Consider the following 17,111-nt stretch of genomic DNA (forward strand, 5'->3'; position numbering starts at 1 on the left):
TTCTCCTACTGAGCTCCCTTATTTTGCTCATAAAAAGACGATATTAAGGCCAAAGGAGAGTGATGTGGTCTTCCTACTACTTTTTCAAAATCAGCCTCCACTTCGAATGCTCCCATTTTAATTCCTTCGTAAATACCCGCAATGATGTTCCCCATAAATTCCCCGAGTGCTGCCTTTCTTTCTTTTTGGTAAGCGCTAACGGTGACGGGCTTGTATTTTAGCTCAGTATTAAATACGTGGTTGATAAGTTTTACCAATTCAGTTTGTGTTATGGCTTCTCCTGCCAAATTATTGGTCTGTCCATTGTACTTATCATTTACCAACATTTGGGCATAGGCATGCCCCAACTCCTCCCTACTGGTATATCCACACTTCCCTTCACCCGCACAATTCCTGACTTCACCTTCTTTTATATATGTATCTAAATACTCCATGTCCGGCTCGATATAGATCCCATTTCTCCCAATTTCCCACGCCAAGCCTGATTGTTGAATATCCTTCTCTGTCTGCCGATTACTTTTTACAATTCCACTGAAGGAAGTCCTTGCTTCATCACCAACAATGCTAGTGTAAACGATTTTTTTTACTCCATTTTGCTTCGCTGCCTCTATTACATTGCGATGTTGTTGTATCCTTTTATCAGGGGCATCCATGCCTGACACCAATAATACCCTGTCAACTCCTTTCAACGCTTCGTCAAATTGATCCCGATGATTATAATCTCCCTTTCTTATAGCTACTTTTAGGTGCTCTGCATTTTGCGGGGTCCGAGCGATACCTATAACGTTTTCTTTACCTACCACCTGAACTAGTTGACTGATAATAGCTCCCCCAACTGCCCACTGGCTGATGTTACTGCGATTTTCATTTTTAGTTCTTTTTACACTGGGTTTAATATATTAGTCCGATTCTTTTAACCTTTCTTTTAACTGAATGGCATAACTGTTTATATAATTTCTGGCCGTAGCATTTACCATGGTCTCAGCAATTTCCATTAAAGCGGCTGCTTTCAGACGGATTATTTCCTGATCATTTTCATTTAATGCAAGGAGATAATCAAACGCTTGAACCGCCCATTGAAAGTCTCCTGAATCAAAGGCCTCCAGTGCGTTTGCCCGAAGCTTGTCTTCCCCTCCTGCCATTGTTGCTATCTTTGTTGCTTCTGCCTTTGGTGATAGCTTGTTCAACGTGACCGGATTGCCATCAAACCATCCCAGATAACCATTAAATATGGACCGGACCGCCCAGTCAACCCTACCATAATATTCTGTCAAATAAGGCAGGGACGCCAGGTCTTCGGGCAGTTTCACGTACTCTACCAATTGGTCAGGGGTCATGCCTTCGTTTATGCCTTCTATGGTTTTGTCAAATACGAATTTTATGGCATCATGATAATTGCTTAAAGTCGCTTGTACCTCCTCTTTTCCGATCACGGGACGTGTGTGCCCGGGCAATAAATATTCCGCACCTTCACTTAGCATTTTTTCTATGCTTTGGTACCAACTCTGCACATCGCGGTATTGTGAACCACGGATGGTATATAGATTAGGAAACGATTTGTAATAACTGTCGCCACAAAAGAGAATTTTCTGTTCCGGCATCCATACATACATATTATCGTAGGTCTCGCCGGTGGCAGCCACCAACTCAAATTTAACACCATCTATTTCTATTTGTTTTCGTTCCTCTGTTAAAAAATGCGTGGGTTCGAATGCCGCGGTTTCTTTTGCACGGGTAAACATGGTGCGTTGTTTATCTGGCCGGGCAGCAACACCATTGTTAATATGAATGGAGTCCGGGAGGATAATACCTGCCTGTCGTGCCCCACGGACATTGGTGTAAGTCAAACCTGCTTCTTTCCCTGCGTTCGCTTCGATATTAAACCCTGTATTGTCTCCTAATGCTGCCCTCCTTCCCCAAATCTCCGGATTGCTTCCTTCCGCTAGAAAAGCCTGAATGCCTCCAAAATGATCTCCGTGGCCATGAGTGATGATAATTCCCTTAATGGGCTTTTTCGTGATTTCTCGAAACCTTGACCGCAACGCTTCCATCCGAACTGGGGACATCCCTGCGTCTATTAATATAATCCCAGTTTCCCCTTCAATCATAGCCACATTACTTACATCGTGACCAACGGCAAACCATACCTTTTCTTCAATCCTATAAATCTCTGGAACAAACTCCTTGTTTTGTTCCAGTAGACGTCGCGTGGCTTCGGTTTCCTGCGCATGTGCAGTTACTGAAAAGCCAATTGTGACCATTAATATAGTATATACCCATCTTTGCATTTGTATCTTCACTTTTCCTTCCATTTTAAATTTAGTTCCTCCAGTTCTTTTTCAAGCCGTTCTGACTTTGCCTTGAACTTTTCCATAGCCTTTTTAAGCTGGACTATTTTCTTAAAAGCTTCTTCATCCTGAACTGCCTGATACGATATATCTCCTTCTGATTCCTTTATTTTTGACTTGCCTCCACAAAGTGGACATAAGGCTACCTTGCTCATAATTTTGACATTTTTAAGTGAATAAAATTCCAATCGAACACAATAAGTAAACTAAAATGGTAAATACCATCCAGCAGTTTAACCCGGATTATGCGTTAGGAATCGTAGTGAGAGCTGAAATTGCAAGAAAATCAGTTAGTTTGGAGGCATTAGCGTAGCACCGCTACGGTTATGCCGAAAACTAATGTGAAACAGCTGATTTTGAAGCAGTTTAAGGTCGCAACACCTGTGCGCCGTGGCGTAGATAGGCTAATGCATATTCCGGGTTTAATAATTGGAAAATACCATCAAACTGCATTGTCGCTGGTTCCTATTGTATTACAGCATCAAAGTTAGGAAGAAGGAGTAGCTGTATAAAGGTAAAAGACGGCTAAAAAATGGTTAATATGAAACCTAAAGCAATATCTTCACTTATTTACATACTGGATTTAAAGCTTTTTGGCGTCTGTCCTGTCTGTTTTTTAAAAAACTTCGTAAAATTCGTCACTTCATCAAACCCCATTCGATAAGCCACCTCTTTGAGGCTGTTATTTGCACAAAGAATCGTTCTCTTAATCTCCAATACCACATATTGATCAATAAAATGTTTGGCAGAGTATAACGTAAATCCCTTCACTATCAGGTTCAGATGCTTAGGAGAAATCGCCATGGTTTCGGCATAGTCTTTTACATTTCTGGTCCTTTGGAAATTCTTTTCCACCAAGTCTTTAAATTGGATGAATTGAGAATAGTGGACGCTATCGACCTTGTTGGTCAAAGCAGGATTATTGGAAAACCGCTCCAACTTAAGCAAATAGAGTTCAAGTATTTTTGCCAATATTTCTTTATGTGCATAATGGCTATTATACTGAAGTTCTTCAAGTAACTGACCAATAAAGGAATCATTAATTGAACTCTTCCCCACTATGGGCTCAGAAAGATGGTAATTATAGAGGTGAGAGATAAATTCGATGGATGATTGGGAAAAGTACTTTAGCACAAAATCTTCCGTAAACACCACCAAATACCCGTCATAGGTCAGGTCTCCTTGAAAAGCATGAACCTGATCTTTGGCTATTTTCACCACTGTCCCTTTTTGAATGGCATATTTTTGTAAATCAACCTGATGAAAACCTTCTCCTTCGGTAACGATCAATAAAGCAAAAAAACTTATGCGGTGTGGAGCTCTAGGATCATGGTTTGGGTCTTCTTCGATTCTTAAAAACAACTCCGACAAATTAAGCACTTCAATCTCCACCGAGTCTTTTTTACTCTTAAATGGTATTTGAGGAATATTGATCATGCTTGAATAGTCACTTTTTCATAGTTATACGCAATTATGGCACAAAAGGCTTGGGTATTTAGCTAATCTTTTAACCTGGATTATGCGTTGGGAATCGTAGTGAGAGCTGAAAGTGCAAGAAAATCAGTTAGTTTGGAGGCATTAGCGTAGCACCGCTACGGTTATGCCGAAAACTAAAGTGAAACGACTGATTTTGAAGCAGTTTCAGGTCGCAACAGATAGGCTAATGCATATTCCGGGTTTAATCCGGTTGATACACTCATCCACGCCAATCAGCAGTACCTGCGGTTCATCATTCCAATCCATGGATTAGGCAGTCCAGCTAGTTATTTTATAGATCAAAAAACGGCTTTATCCATGATTCTTCACATCAATCACTAAACGGACGACTAGAAACCTTATCGTGAGTCGGAAAGTCTACAGGTACTTGCTGGGATACCTCACCAGTGGCAGCCCACTCGGTACCACGTAAAAGCGTAGTGATAAAACCTACCCCCTCCATTGACCTTTGGTCGTGTCCCAAGGTGGTGTGAAAAACCCTGCCATCTCCGTAAGAAAGGGCCATTAGCACTGGCTCATGACGGCCTTCTCCTCCTTCACGTGTCAGGTCTTCACCCGTGGCGAGCACGATCATGTTTTTGGCAGGTCCACGCATATGGGCATAGCACTCGTCGGGCGCCCCGAGCCATTGACGGGGTAGGCCTTTAGTGATCGCATGTTCCTCTCTGAGTGTAATCTCAAAAGAGTGGCGTTTTCCATGGCGACCTGCTGCCCCGGGTGAATGATCCTCTATCCGTTCACCTTCTTCGTTAAAGTACACATATGGGCCCCATTGCTCGTTCCTGCCACCCCAGCCACCAATTCCAGTCATTTCATTATAGGCATCCCATCCGGGGAAACTATTATCCGCTGCATGCACAGACACAAAACCTCCCCCATTCTGCACGTATTCTTCAAAGGCTTTCTGGGTTTCCTCTGGCCAAGGGGCTGCTTTCCAACCAAAATTGGAGATGACCACATCATAATCTAAAAAGCGGGGAGCAAAATCGGGATCAGCTTTCGGCTCATCAAGGTGCTCACCCGAAACCACATCCACATGATCCAAATAAGCGGCTTGTGATTCCCCTTTCCACAAATATTTTGTACGGGCTACATCTACCACAAACAACCCGGTATTCTCCAGGTAGGTTTTCATCATTACAGTGGTCTTAGGCCAAGACTGATGGTTATTTTGACCATCTACGATCAACACGTTGATTTTATCTGGTACTTGAAAAGCACTTGACACATGGGCCAATATCAATAAAACAAGACAAAGAGTGTACTTCATGTTATATGGGTGTTAATTTATCCAGTTAAACTTACAAAAATGAAAAGTACTTATCCCAATCTCTCCCGTTTTATAAACAGGTGTGATATACTTTTGAACATTTGACTTATTGGCTAAAAGAGATGGCATGATTGCTTCATTTTACCGAAGTAGATACCTAAGTTGTAGATTACACAATAGTGCAAGCCCCGCTTACCAATTGGTAAAACTTCCATCCCTTCGTCTCAAATGAGGCACTTCCAAAAAACGAAACTCTTCCTCCAGCAGCAATGCTTCATTTACTTCCACCCCTAAGCCGACCATCTCGGGAACCTCATACCGGTTTTTCTTTAATAATGGTTGTTGCGTATATATTCTTGGATCATTGGTCCCCATTTGTTCAGTCTGCGTATTGATTTCTTCCAGCCAATTAAAATTGGTACACGATGCCGCCAAATGAATGGAAGCTGCTGTGCAAATCGGCCCCAAAGGGTTGTGAGGCATCAGGTCTATATAATGCGCCTCCGCCATGGCCGCCACTTTTTTTGACTCCGTCAGCCCACCGACGTTACACACATCCAACCTGATGAACTGGGTCAAATTGCTTTCGATATAAGGCAAAAATTGCCATTTACTGCTAAATTCTTCCCCAATGGCAAAAGGGACATTGATCAACTGCCTAAGTGAGTGATAGGCTTGTGGGCTTTCATCCCGAATGGGCTCTTCAATAAAATCCAGTGTCCCAGCTGGCATTTTATGGATGAATGATGCCGTCTCAGGCACTGACAACCTATGGTGGTAATCAATACCAATCACCACACTGTTCCCTACTTTTTTCCTTAGCGCTGTCACCCATTCCGATAGATGGCCAATGGATTCCCTTGGCTCAAAAGTCCGCCCATCCTCAGAACACTCATACTCTGCTGGTGCCAACCTGAGCACCTTCCAACCCGCTTTCAATAATATATCCGCTTTTTCAAACAATTCGTCACGGGATTTAAACCGCAAGGACGCAAAACACTCCACATGCTCTCTTTGCTTGCCTCCCAAAAGCTCGAAAACGGGAACTTGTAAAAGCTTCCCCTTGATATCGTATAACGCTAGGTCGATTGCTGAGATAGCTGCGGTCAATACCCTACCGCCTTCAAAATACTGGCTTCGGTACATCTCCTGCCATGCGGCCTCTATTCGCAAAGGATCTTTCCCCACAAGAAATTCCTTGTAATGGTTTATGGCTCCAATAACGGCTTGCTCTCGTGTAGAAAGGCCAGATGCTCCCCAACCATACACGCCATTGGTCAATTCGATTTTTACCAAAAGTTGGTTTCCACTACCAATTTTTACTGGATAGCAAATGATATTCTCGATTTTCACGCTTTTCATGGCTCCGTCTCTTTTTTGATAAAAGTGCATAAAATGTACTGATACCACTAATACAGATTGTCATTTCTGTCTCACTTATCGCTAAAGTAATAAAATCCAAACTAGACAAAAACTCAACACACCACACCTCATCCGGAATAAACGGGGTTTTAAACGCTTAGCTACGCATCTTTGAACATATGTGGCAAAAGGATCACTCCGGATCACCTAACTTACTCTTTCATAACAATTCAACAATGACCCATTATTCCAAAAAACGATACAGGATATTGGCTATGGTTTTCATTACCGTAGTGATCAACTACCTGGACAGAAGTAATATTTCTGTTGCTGCTTTTGCCATTGCTGAGGACCTCGACATTACGTCCGTTCAGATGGGCTATATTTTTTCTGCATTTGCGGTTACCTATTCGGCCATGCAGATCCCAGGTGGCATCATTGTCGATTATATAAAACCAAGAGTACTCTATCCCAGCATCCTTACCTTGTGGTCGCTGGCTACATTGGTGCAGGGATTTTTGAGCTCCCTTGGTGGGTTTATTGCCTGTCGGGCAGCGATCGGGTTTTTTGAATCCCCTTCTTATCCGGAAAACAATAAAATAATCACGAAATGGTTTCCAGAAAATGAAAGGGCCACCGCCATTGCCATCTACACATCAGGGCAATTTATTGGCCTGGCCTTTTTGACTCCAGCACTGGTACTCATACAGGATAAGCTCGGTTGGCGGGGCCTGTTTATCATATCAGGGATCATCGGTATAGTATGGGCCATTGTGTGGTTTTTCTTTTATAAAGACCCTCCAGAACAAGCCCCAAATGATACAGAAAAACCAGCTACTACTGAGAACAAAAGTGAAGAAAACGACATCACCCCGATAAACCCCTCATTTAAGTGGGACGACCTTAAAGAAGCTTTTATCCACAGGAAATTATGGGGAGTATATATCGGTCAGTTTTGCTTGGGCTCCCTATTTATTTTCTTCCTTACATGGTTTCCCACTTACTTGGTAAAATACCGGGGCTTGGACTTCATAGAGTCCGGTTTTCTGGCTTCTATTCCGTTTTTGGCAGCCTTTGCAGGGGTGTTAATATCAGGATTTTCGTCAGACTTCATGGTTAAAAAGGGCTTTTCCAATGAGTTTTCCAGAAAAGCTCCCATTATTTTGGGAATGGTGCTTTCTACTGGAATTATTGCTGCCAATTTCACGGATAACACCGCTTGGGTCATCACGTTCTTGGCCATAGCATTTTTTGGAAATGGCCTGGCCTCTATTTCTTGGGTATTTATATCACTACTCTCTCCCAAAAATCTGATCGGGTTAATTGGGGGCGTATTCAACTTCATTGGCGGCTCATCTGCCGCATTGACTCCGATAATTATAGGCTACTTGGTAGAAGATGGAGATTTCGAACCTGCCCTCTATTTTATAGGTTCCATGGCAACTGTGGGCTTTTTAAGTTATTTATTCCTAGTAGGAAAAGTCGAGAGGATCAAACCGAAACTATCCTCTTCAGACTTCAACTAATAATCAACCTAAACACGTTAAAAGATGGAAAAAGAGTTTTCAGAAGAGAATTTCAAACGTTCGCCCATTATAGGAATATTAAGAGGATATACCTTGGATGACACCCTTCGGATAGCAGAAGTATATCAAAAATCCGGTTTGACCACATTAGAAATCACCTTAAATACGCCCAATGCACTGGAAATCATATCCAAGACCAGGCACCATTTCGGCTCGGAGTTAAATATTGGTGCAGGCACGGTCTGCAATCTCGGTGACGTGAACAATGCCCATCAGGCCGGGGCTCAGTTTATGGTCGCCCCGATCACTGATCAGGACGTTATTGCCCAATGTACCTCTATCAACACCCCTATATTCCCAGGGGCACTGACTCCTACTGAAATCTACCAAGCATGGGCTGGTGGCGCCCGGATGGTCAAGCTTTTTCCCGGAGGAACATTCTCCCCCAACTTCATCAAGGATGTCTTGGCCCCACTTGACCAAATCGAAATAATGCCCACTGGTGGAGTGACCTATGAAAATATGAGGGAGTTTCACCAGGCAGGCGCCAAGGCATTCGGAATGGGAAACAACCTTTTTCTTCCCGACCTTATCAAAAGGAAAGAATGGCAGCTCCTTTCCGAACACTTCACCAAACACCATAATCTCGTAAAAGAACTAATGCACCAAGAGTAATCGTGGCTTTTGCTTTTAGTCATTACGGGGGAAAGGCCTTGACCACAATACGGCTATTTCACCTGCATTTATATGGTCTGTAATCATATAGAACCCATAAAAACACGGTTTATCATGCCGGTTTTCGGCAAAAACATGCCCAATCTTATAATTCTAACCAACTCTATTGTTTCTTTTGATTCAATCCATCGTAGGTACTTGTATTTTTAAACCTTCCCGACCATATTATTAGGAACAAGTTGATCTTCTTCCATTTAACCCGGATTATGCGTTAGGAATCGTAGTGAGAGCTGAAATTGCAAGAAAATCAGTTAGTTTGGAGGCATTAGCGTAGCACCGCTACGGTTATGCCGAAAACTAAAGTGAAACGGCTGATTTTGAAGCAGTTTCAGGTCGCAACAGATAGGCTAATGCATATTCCGGGTTTAATTGATCTGATGGGAATAATAAAGAAATATCACCTATGAAAAAGAAAATCTTTAGCTTCTCTAGCATAGCCCTTTCATCACTTATTATTCTGATGTTAGGAACATCGGCTGTTTTTGGGCAGAAAAAGAAAAAGGATAAAAATGCTCCACCCCAAAAAGGAAGTGTCTATCTTTCTCCCGTACCTGTTATTGGAGCCAATCCAGCATTTGGGTTTATCTATGGAGCCGGAGGATCGGCCAGCTGGTATATGGGAGACCCGTCCACTACTAAAATCTCCAACGCCCTCTTAGGGGTAGCTTTCACTACCAAAAAACAAACCATTATCACCCTAAAAAGCACCGTTTATGGTGAAGACAATGACTTCATACTGTTGGGCGACTGGCGATATTTGGACAGTTCTCAACCCACTTGGGGGCTAGGCACTGGACCTCAGTCAGCAAAACTAGCCAGTAACGATTTTGGCTTTGATGATGGAAGCATAGAAGGCAACTCAGAAGCAGACATGATGGAGTTTCGGTTCTTTCGGTTTTATGAAACGTTTCTTAAAAGGGTCAATGATAAGGGGTTTTACGCAGGTTTGGGAATCCACTTGGATATGTTCAGTAATATCAGGGATCAATTACTGGACTTAGAATCAGCTCCTCAAGTAATCACTCCATATTATGCCTACAATGAGGCCTTCGGGTTTGACCAAGAGAAAAGCACCTTGGTTGGAATTTCCCTAAACGGTGTATATGATACACGGGACAATGTCAACAATCCTTACACTGGAGGTTATGCTATGATCAACTTCAAGATCAATCCTGAATTTATCGGGAGTGACCAAAGTTCTACCCAATTGTGGATGGAGTACCGTGATTATTTTGACTTCACAGATGACCACCAAAACATCCTTGCCCTTTGGACATATGCTAATCTCACCGTTTCTGGAAACCTTCCCTATATGAATCTCCCGGCCATTGGTTGGGACCAATACTCCAAATCTGGAGAGCCTTACTCCCAAGGGAGATTTAGAGGAAGTAACCTAATGTTTGCTGGAGTAGAGTTCAGAAAGCATCTTTTAGCCACCAAAAACAACCCTGATTTCTTTGGCGCCATTTTGTATGCCAATGCTACCACTGCAAGTGGAAAAGCAAATGGCATCAACCTTTTCGAATACATAGAGCCTGGGTACGGGCTAGGGCTACGGTTCAACATCAACAAAAAAGCCCGTACCAATGTAGGCATAGACTATGGTTGGGGCAATTATGGGACCTCTGGACTATTCTTGAGGCTTAACGAAAACTTCTAAGCACCAAGAGAAAACCCAACCATCCAACTACAATCATATTAACCCAAATAAGCTAAACACCTAGACACCATATATAATAATTATGATTATCTGCAATGACACCAGTAATCACAGAAATAGTAAATAGGTGCTCACAGAAAACATGGAAATCTCAGAACAGCCTTATTTCATTCTAGGTGTTCTGTGCGTTCCGTGAGAAATAAAACCTACTGGCAAGAAAGCGCATAATCAAATTACCTTTTAAATATTACTTATTATTGGTAAATTACATTTAAACCAAACCAATTTCACCATGAAATATGTATTCCTTATTACACTGATGTTTTTTGTAGTGGTGCAGGTAAACGGCCAAGAAAAAGGCTGGGTCAAGCTGGGAGAAAAGACCGTGGCTTTTAAAACCGAAACCGATAAAGTATCCCTGATTGGCAACGACAACACTGTAGACAAAATCAAACTAAAATGCATCCAAGGCACCTTAGAGCTCAACAAGGTCACTATAGTCATGAAAGGTGGAGAAAAGAAATCATATGATGCCAAAGCACTAGGTGTCATGACCAAAGGCATGTCTTCCTTGGCCTATGCCGTACCAGATAAGGACGGCAAAATAAGTTATATCGAATTAAACTATGATACCAAGGGAAAAGTCGCCCTGACCAAGATGGCCAAAGTGGAAATTTGGGGAAAACAAGAAAAATAAAGGAGCACCACATAGCCCAGCTAGCAACCCTATGTTTTCTATGTACCTATGTTGTTCAAAACAAACTTGGCAAAGCCCATAAAACCTCAAAAGCTGATTTTTTAAAGAACCACATAGAAACATGAGGACACATAGCCCAGCTAGCAACCCTATCTTTTCTATGTACCTATGTTGTTCAAAACAAACTTGGCAAAGCCCATAAAACCTCAAAAGCTAATTTTTAAAGAACCACATAGCAACATGAGGACACATAGCCCAGCTAGCAACCCTATGTTCTCTATGTGTCTATGTTGTTCAAAACACAATCACCCCTTAACTAAATCTCAAAATCAACTAGCACTTTTTACCAAAATCATAAAAAAAAGAACAGTTTCTGTTTTAAAACGGAACGCCCATAACATTTATTAAAAATTAATCTAAATAAGTATTGCTTTAAACAGATTGGTGTCCTACTTTTGTATTCGATTAGATTAAATCTAAATAGACGTAGCGTCCCGCCTACTCATTATTCTCCAAAAGAGAAACCTATGGTGTGGTCTTCTATTTGATCTTTAATGGGCATTAAAATGGTTAGCATCGTGAAATCTTTATTTTTTTCAAGAATACAATTGCTTGTTGTTATTCCATTGCTGCTATGTAGTCTTGTTTTACTGGGACACCCCTTACAAGCTGCAACAGTAAAAGGCCGGGTCTTCGATGCACAGTCTGAGCCTCTTCCGGGGGTAGTGGTCAGGATTAAGAACAGTCCATTGACCGCTATTACTTCCTTGGACGGGAGCTATCAAATCATGAACATCCCGCAAGGAGACATCGAACTCCATCTCTCATGTTTGGGCTATGAAGCTCATTCCAAGACAATTACTGTAAGCCACGAAAGCGCTGTCTTGAACCATGATTTCTCATTAGCAGAATCCACTACCGACCTGAATGGTGTGATCGTGGAGGGCCAATCGGTAAAGACAGAGATAGAAACCAAAGGTTTTGCAGTGGAAGTGGTAGAAACCGATAAGGCCGCTCTACAATCTGTCCAGACCAATGACTTGCTCAACAGGACTGCCGGGATCCGTGTACGACAAAATGGGGGAATAGGGTCAAGGGTAGACTATAACCTTAACGGTATGTCAGGCAACTCCGTCCGCATATTCATCGATGGCCTTCCGATCTCTACTTATGGCTCCTCATTCAGCCTTAACAGCATCCCTCCTGCCCTGATCGAGCGTATTGAGATCTATAAGGGCGTCATTCCCGCTCACCTTGCGGACGACGCTTTGGGCGGAGCCATCAATGTGGTCCTGAAAAAAGGCGCTGTCAATAGCCTCATGGCATCAGTTTCATACGGCTCCTTTAACACCTTACAAAGCAATCTCAACGCCGTTTACCGGGACGAAACTTCCGGTTTTACCACCAAGATATCAGGGTTCTATAATTATTCGGACAATGACTATGAGGTCTGGGGGAAATTTGTCAGGAATATCCTTCCCAATGGCCGGTATGATTACGTACGAGCCAAAAGGTTCAATGACAGCTATAGATCAGTGGGAGGGAAATTCGACATAGGCTTCACCAATGTCAAATGGGCCGATCAGTTTTTTATCAGCTATACGGGATCTGACGATTACAATGAAATCCAGCACGGGACCTATATGTCCATTCCCTACAAGGGGCGCTTCACCACTTCCCAGTCAAATGTGTTTGGGCTAACCTACTCAAAGGAAGATCTCTTCACTAAGGGGCTTGAAGTCAACTTCAATGGATCATTCAGCAAACGGGCAGAAGTGGTCACCGATACAGTGAAGTGGAACTATAATTGGTTTGGGGAAATCAGTTTGGACTTGGACGGGGATCCTATCTTGCGACCTGAAGGTGCCCAGCAAGGGGCTCCGACCATCAACCACATCGATAGGAATGTCAGCACTTTCCGTGCAGGCGCGCAATATGAAATCACCTCCCAACATAAGTTAATTTTCGGGCAATCATTCTTTAATATAGACCGTTTTCAACAAGACGAAATGCGAAATGCCGTGGAACGGCAATTTGTCGGCACTAGAGACCTCCAAAAACACATTACCTCCCTTGGTTACGAGTTTAACCTGATGCAGTCACGGCTCAAAGGCAACGTCTTCGGCAAGTACTATGTCCAAGATATCGAACGGATGGATCCCATACTGGTCGAAGGACCAAATGGATCAGAGCGCCAAGAAGACCGGGTTTCCAGCACTAGAAATACGACAGGCATGGGAATGGCCTATTCGTTTAGGGCGTGGAAACAAATACTCTTCCTTGCTTCAGCAGAACAAGCCGTCAGAATGCCTTCCGAGGGAGAAATCTTCGGCAGTCCAGGTGAAAATATTGTCGAAAACCTGAGCATTCGGCCTGAGATCAGCAACAACCTCAATCTTGGCTTCAGACTGGGGGAATTCAAACAAAATGCCCATGAATTCTCGTTCTCGGGAACAGGGTTTATCCGGGATACCAAGGACAAGATCATCCAACAGATCAATCCCCGGATCAACGATGCGGTGCAGACAAATCCATATGAAAACCTGGGCCGGACCAAAGCCATTGGTTTTGAAGGTCAGGCATCCTATTCCTATAAAAAAGCATTACGGGCCACTGTTAATTTTTCACGGTTCAATTCGGTCTTCAACACCAAGTACGACCCCAATGGTAACCTCTACGAAAAATTCGGTCAGCAAATTCCCAACGAGCCCTATTTTACCATAAACAGCTCATTGGAATACACCCTCAAAAATCTTTTCCAACAGGGTTCATCCTTAAGACTATCGCACTATTTCAGCTTTGTGGAAAGGTTTTACACCACTTGGCTGGAAATTGAGGATTTCAGGACCCCGAGGCAATATGTCCATGATCTGGGAGCCACCTACACCTTGCCAAACAAACGGTTGGCCATCAGTGCAGACCTAAGAAATGTATTTGACAAGCAGGTATACGATAACTTCGCCGTCCAAAAACCCGGCAGAGCATTCTATCTCAAAGTCAATTATTCAATTCACAACTATTAAATAATTTTTAACCAATTAATCATAAGGAAGATGTTCAGTACAAACATTCTAAAATCCAAAACTCTTCAGCTATGTGCCCTTGCAGCAACCCTGTCATTGGCCAGTTGTAACAACGAAGAAGACCCTACTCCCCAACCCGAGCAGGACGCGGACCGATGGGTGACCGTGGCCGGTGCATTGATGGGAGATAGTCCTGGTGATGGAAATGGCGGTACCAAGATCTACGCGGTAAGCTATGAAGATGCCATCAATCCAGAAACAGAAATCGACGTGTTTGACAATGGTGAGCCTGTAAAGTCAAACCGTACAGCAAGAATCCAGGTATCAGAAGACGGAAGCACCTTGTTCAATATTGCCTATGGAGGCGAAAATGGCGGGGAATTTTCCAAATTTGATGTAGCCGGCGGCTCGAGCTATGTTCAACAGGATGTCACCGTAAACATCTCCCAATATGTTGGATCAGGTCCTAGGTGGAGTAAATTGTACAACGGGGACAAGAATGGAATTGCGGTGAATGTGGACAATATTGCAGCAAACAATGCAGCAGAAAACGTCACTGAGCCTTTCCGCTACTATAGAGGTATCGCTACAGTGCTTGATGTGAACCTTCAAGATGTACTTATAAGAGCAAGTAAGGATTATGAAATCCCGCTATCCGAAGAGGAAGAGCTGGCAGGACACTGTATATTCAGATTGGATGCACCTGTACTGAACCAAGCAGGTGACAAACTACTTATCGGTACTTGGATGCGTAAATACGATGTAGCTACTGGTGAGCGGGAAAGCGAATGGGAAAGACTGGGCACCAAAACAGTCGTGGTAGACTATCCTTCGTTGGAAAATCCTACCATCATCACCTCTACCCAAGCCAATGGTGACTGCTCCGGATACCGCAGCAATGTAAACCAAATCGCTGAAGACGGCAGCATCTATCAATCTACTTCCCGTGACACCGATGGATCGCACATCCTAAGAATCACGCCTGACAATGAGTATGACAATACCTTTGCCATTAGCTTGGATGAAGCACTAGGCCTGACCGACGTGTACGTGGATGCATGGAGATATGTAAACAACGGGATTGGCTATGCCATGATCCGCCATGGTGAAGAAGACCAAGGCTACATCGCCAGATTGGACCTTAACCAGCAAACGGCATCTTTGGTAAACGAAATCCCCAACGATCCAGATGTAAGGTTTAACCAATACCAAGGATTTATGGTAAGTGGCAATGACCTGCTGGTTCCAGTATCCCCATTGGGCAAAGACGGAAACATCTATGTGCTGCACAGCCAGACCGGTGAAGTATCTGTCGGTGCCAAACTGATCAACAAACCAGGAAACCACTTTATCGGTGCCTTTTAAATCAACAAACCGACATATTCAAAAGATGTTGGCCTAAGTTATTGACCTTGCTTTCTCTAGGCATTTTAGAGAAAGCAAGGTTTTTATGCGTACTGGAAAATCAATTCCCAACCGCATCCATTTCAGCCAATAAAGCGGTGCATATGGGGATCATCAACCCCCTATCCATATACCGAGACAGTATGTGTCCGCACAGCTTGCTGCCTTCCAGCAGTACTCAAACAATTCAAGACAACACTTCCAAAAACGTGGGAGGTTTATCCTATAAACACCCCTTCGGAGATAATACAAAATTTCAATAAAATGAAGACGAAAAAGAAAAAAACCAATTGGCAAAAGGTCAGGAAATTTTTCAACGACATTCACCTTTGGGTAGGTTTGGGCAGTGCTTTGGTCCTTATTCCAGTCTGCTTGTCGGGAACAATCTATGTTTACAACACCGAGTTGCAGGAAATGTTCAGCGCACATCTTCATCATATTGAAAAAGAAGAAGGGGGGACAAAAATGTCCATTGAAGCACTTACTGAGGCGCTATCTCCAAAAGTAAATGGAGAAATCACGGCTGTATCGGTACCGCATGACGAGGAAAGGACCTATGAATTTACCGTACGGCAAAAGGACAGTAGAAGCCGATTCGGGACGAGGTATTATATAAATCCCTATTCAGGGGAAATCGTCGGTACCTCCGAGGAAAAAAATGCCATTGCGGGATTTATGCGTGACATGTTCAGCCTGCATCGTTGGCTATTGCTTGACAAAATAGAAGAACCCCTGATTGGGGAATTATCCAATAGAAAATTGGGCAGTTATATCTCTGGAACAGCGACCATACTCTTTACCATAGGCGTGCTCACCGGCATCGTGATCTGGTTTCCCCAAAAGCTAAAAAGCTGGAAACAAGGACTCAAGCTTAAACTGAACGGCAGCTGGAAACGCACCAACCATGACCTCCACAACACCTTGGCCTTTTATTCATTTTTTATCCTACTGATCATGGGATTGACAGGTCCGCAGTGGTCTTTTCCTTGGTACCGTACCGGCTTGCAAAAAGCCCTGGGAACCTATCAGGAATCTCCACAAGGTCGGGGTGGACACGGCAAACCATCCGCACCAAAGGGTAAAAAAGAAGAGGAAGTCACCAAAGCACTTATGCTTTTGCCCTATAAGGAATACATTGAAATGGCGGACAAGACCCTGCCGTACGACGGAGATTATCAAATCACCTTTCCAAAAGATGCCGCCAGCCAAGTGCAAATTTATAAGACAAAAACGGGCTTCTTTGCTCCTGCAGCAGGTGACAGAATCCACCTAGACCCCAATACTGCCGCCGTCACGGACCTTCAGCTATTCAGCGACCAGCCCTTTAACCAGCGCGTGGCAAGATCGATTAAAGCGCTTCATATCGGCTCGGTTTACGGCGGATTTTCCAAGCTTTTGTACTTTATTTCCTGCTTGATCGCCACCAGCTTACCTATCACAGGCACCCTCATTTGGATCAACAAAATGAAGAAAAAGCCCAAAAGAAAAAAAGCGAAAGAAATGCCCGCAAAAAGCCTGGTGGCATAACAGGTTACTTTAGGCCGGAAGCTTCTGTTGGGGAGGTGTTGAACCCGGAATATGCATTAGCC

General features: G+C 43.4%; 13 protein-coding genes. 7 read left to right on the forward strand and 6 right to left on the reverse strand.

Features of this window, described 5'->3' with window-relative positions:
* Window positions 1-5: 5 nt before the first annotated feature.
* The 6 genes from DN752_RS05470 to DN752_RS05495 form a co-directional block, all read right to left on the reverse strand.
* On the reverse strand, window positions 6-803 hold the full coding sequence (locus tag DN752_RS05470; protein WP_245949468.1) for an NAD(P)H-binding protein: 798 nt from the start codon (window positions 801-803) through the stop codon (window positions 6-8).
* Window positions 804-899: 96 nt separating this feature from the next.
* The gene (locus tag DN752_RS05475) at window positions 900-2,288 is read right to left on the reverse strand and encodes an alkyl/aryl-sulfatase (protein WP_211324160.1); all 1,389 of its coding nucleotides are present in this window, start codon (window positions 2,286-2,288) and stop codon (window positions 900-902) included.
* Between the two features lie 8 nt (window positions 2,289-2,296).
* Entirely contained in the window at window positions 2,297-2,503 is a 207-nt protein-coding gene (locus tag DN752_RS05480; protein WP_162633126.1) for a hypothetical protein, read from the reverse strand.
* Between the two features lie 415 nt (window positions 2,504-2,918).
* Window positions 2,919-3,785: an AraC family transcriptional regulator gene (locus tag DN752_RS05485; protein ID WP_112783015.1), complete on the reverse strand. Its 867-nt coding sequence runs from the start codon at window positions 3,783-3,785 to the stop codon at window positions 2,919-2,921.
* Window positions 3,786-4,155: 370 nt separating this feature from the next.
* Window positions 4,156-5,115: a ThuA domain-containing protein gene (locus tag DN752_RS05490; protein ID WP_112783016.1), complete on the reverse strand. Its 960-nt coding sequence runs from the start codon at window positions 5,113-5,115 to the stop codon at window positions 4,156-4,158.
* Between the two features lie 192 nt (window positions 5,116-5,307).
* Window positions 5,308-6,477 (reverse strand): mandelate racemase/muconate lactonizing enzyme family protein, encoded by a 1,170-nt coding sequence (locus DN752_RS05495; protein ID WP_112786435.1) that lies wholly within the window; start codon window positions 6,475-6,477, stop codon window positions 5,308-5,310.
* Window positions 6,478-6,713: 236 nt separating this feature from the next.
* On the opposite strand from DN752_RS05495, the gene DN752_RS05500 reads away from it, so the two are divergent.
* The 7 genes from DN752_RS05500 to DN752_RS05530 all read left to right on the forward strand — a co-directional run bounded on the left by DN752_RS05500 (window position 6,714) and on the right by DN752_RS05530 (window position 17,049).
* Window positions 6,714-8,003 (forward strand): MFS transporter, encoded by a 1,290-nt coding sequence (locus DN752_RS05500; RefSeq protein WP_112783017.1) that lies wholly within the window; start codon window positions 6,714-6,716, stop codon window positions 8,001-8,003.
* 24 nt (window positions 8,004-8,027) lie between these two features.
* Window positions 8,028-8,678: a bifunctional 4-hydroxy-2-oxoglutarate aldolase/2-dehydro-3-deoxy-phosphogluconate aldolase gene (locus DN752_RS05505; protein WP_112783018.1), complete on the forward strand. Its 651-nt coding sequence runs from the start codon at window positions 8,028-8,030 to the stop codon at window positions 8,676-8,678.
* 463 nt (window positions 8,679-9,141) lie between these two features.
* A complete protein-coding gene (locus tag DN752_RS05510; protein WP_245949469.1) occupies window positions 9,142-10,398 on the forward strand; it encodes a BamA/TamA family outer membrane protein in 1,257 nt (418 codons plus the stop codon).
* A 292-nt stretch (window positions 10,399-10,690) separates the two neighbouring features.
* Window positions 10,691-11,095 (forward strand): DUF2541 domain-containing protein, encoded by a 405-nt coding sequence (locus DN752_RS05515; protein WP_112783019.1) that lies wholly within the window; start codon window positions 10,691-10,693, stop codon window positions 11,093-11,095.
* A 578-nt stretch (window positions 11,096-11,673) separates the two neighbouring features.
* Window positions 11,674-14,118, forward strand: coding sequence for a TonB-dependent receptor (locus DN752_RS05520; protein ID WP_245949470.1), 2,445 nt, complete (start codon window positions 11,674-11,676; stop codon window positions 14,116-14,118).
* A gap of 30 nt (window positions 14,119-14,148) precedes the next feature.
* The gene (locus DN752_RS05525) at window positions 14,149-15,483 is read left to right on the forward strand and encodes a hypothetical protein (RefSeq protein ID WP_112783020.1); all 1,335 of its coding nucleotides are present in this window, start codon (window positions 14,149-14,151) and stop codon (window positions 15,481-15,483) included.
* Between the two features lie 303 nt (window positions 15,484-15,786).
* Window positions 15,787-17,049 carry a PepSY-associated TM helix domain-containing protein gene (locus DN752_RS05530; RefSeq protein WP_112783021.1) on the forward strand — a complete coding sequence of 421 codons (1,263 nt, stop codon included), beginning with the start codon at window positions 15,787-15,789 and terminating at the stop codon, window positions 17,047-17,049.
* The last annotated feature ends 62 nt before the right edge of the window (window positions 17,050-17,111 follow it).

Source organism: Echinicola strongylocentroti, from assembly GCF_003260975.1.
Lineage (GTDB): Bacteria > Bacteroidota > Bacteroidia > Cytophagales > Cyclobacteriaceae > Echinicola > Echinicola strongylocentroti.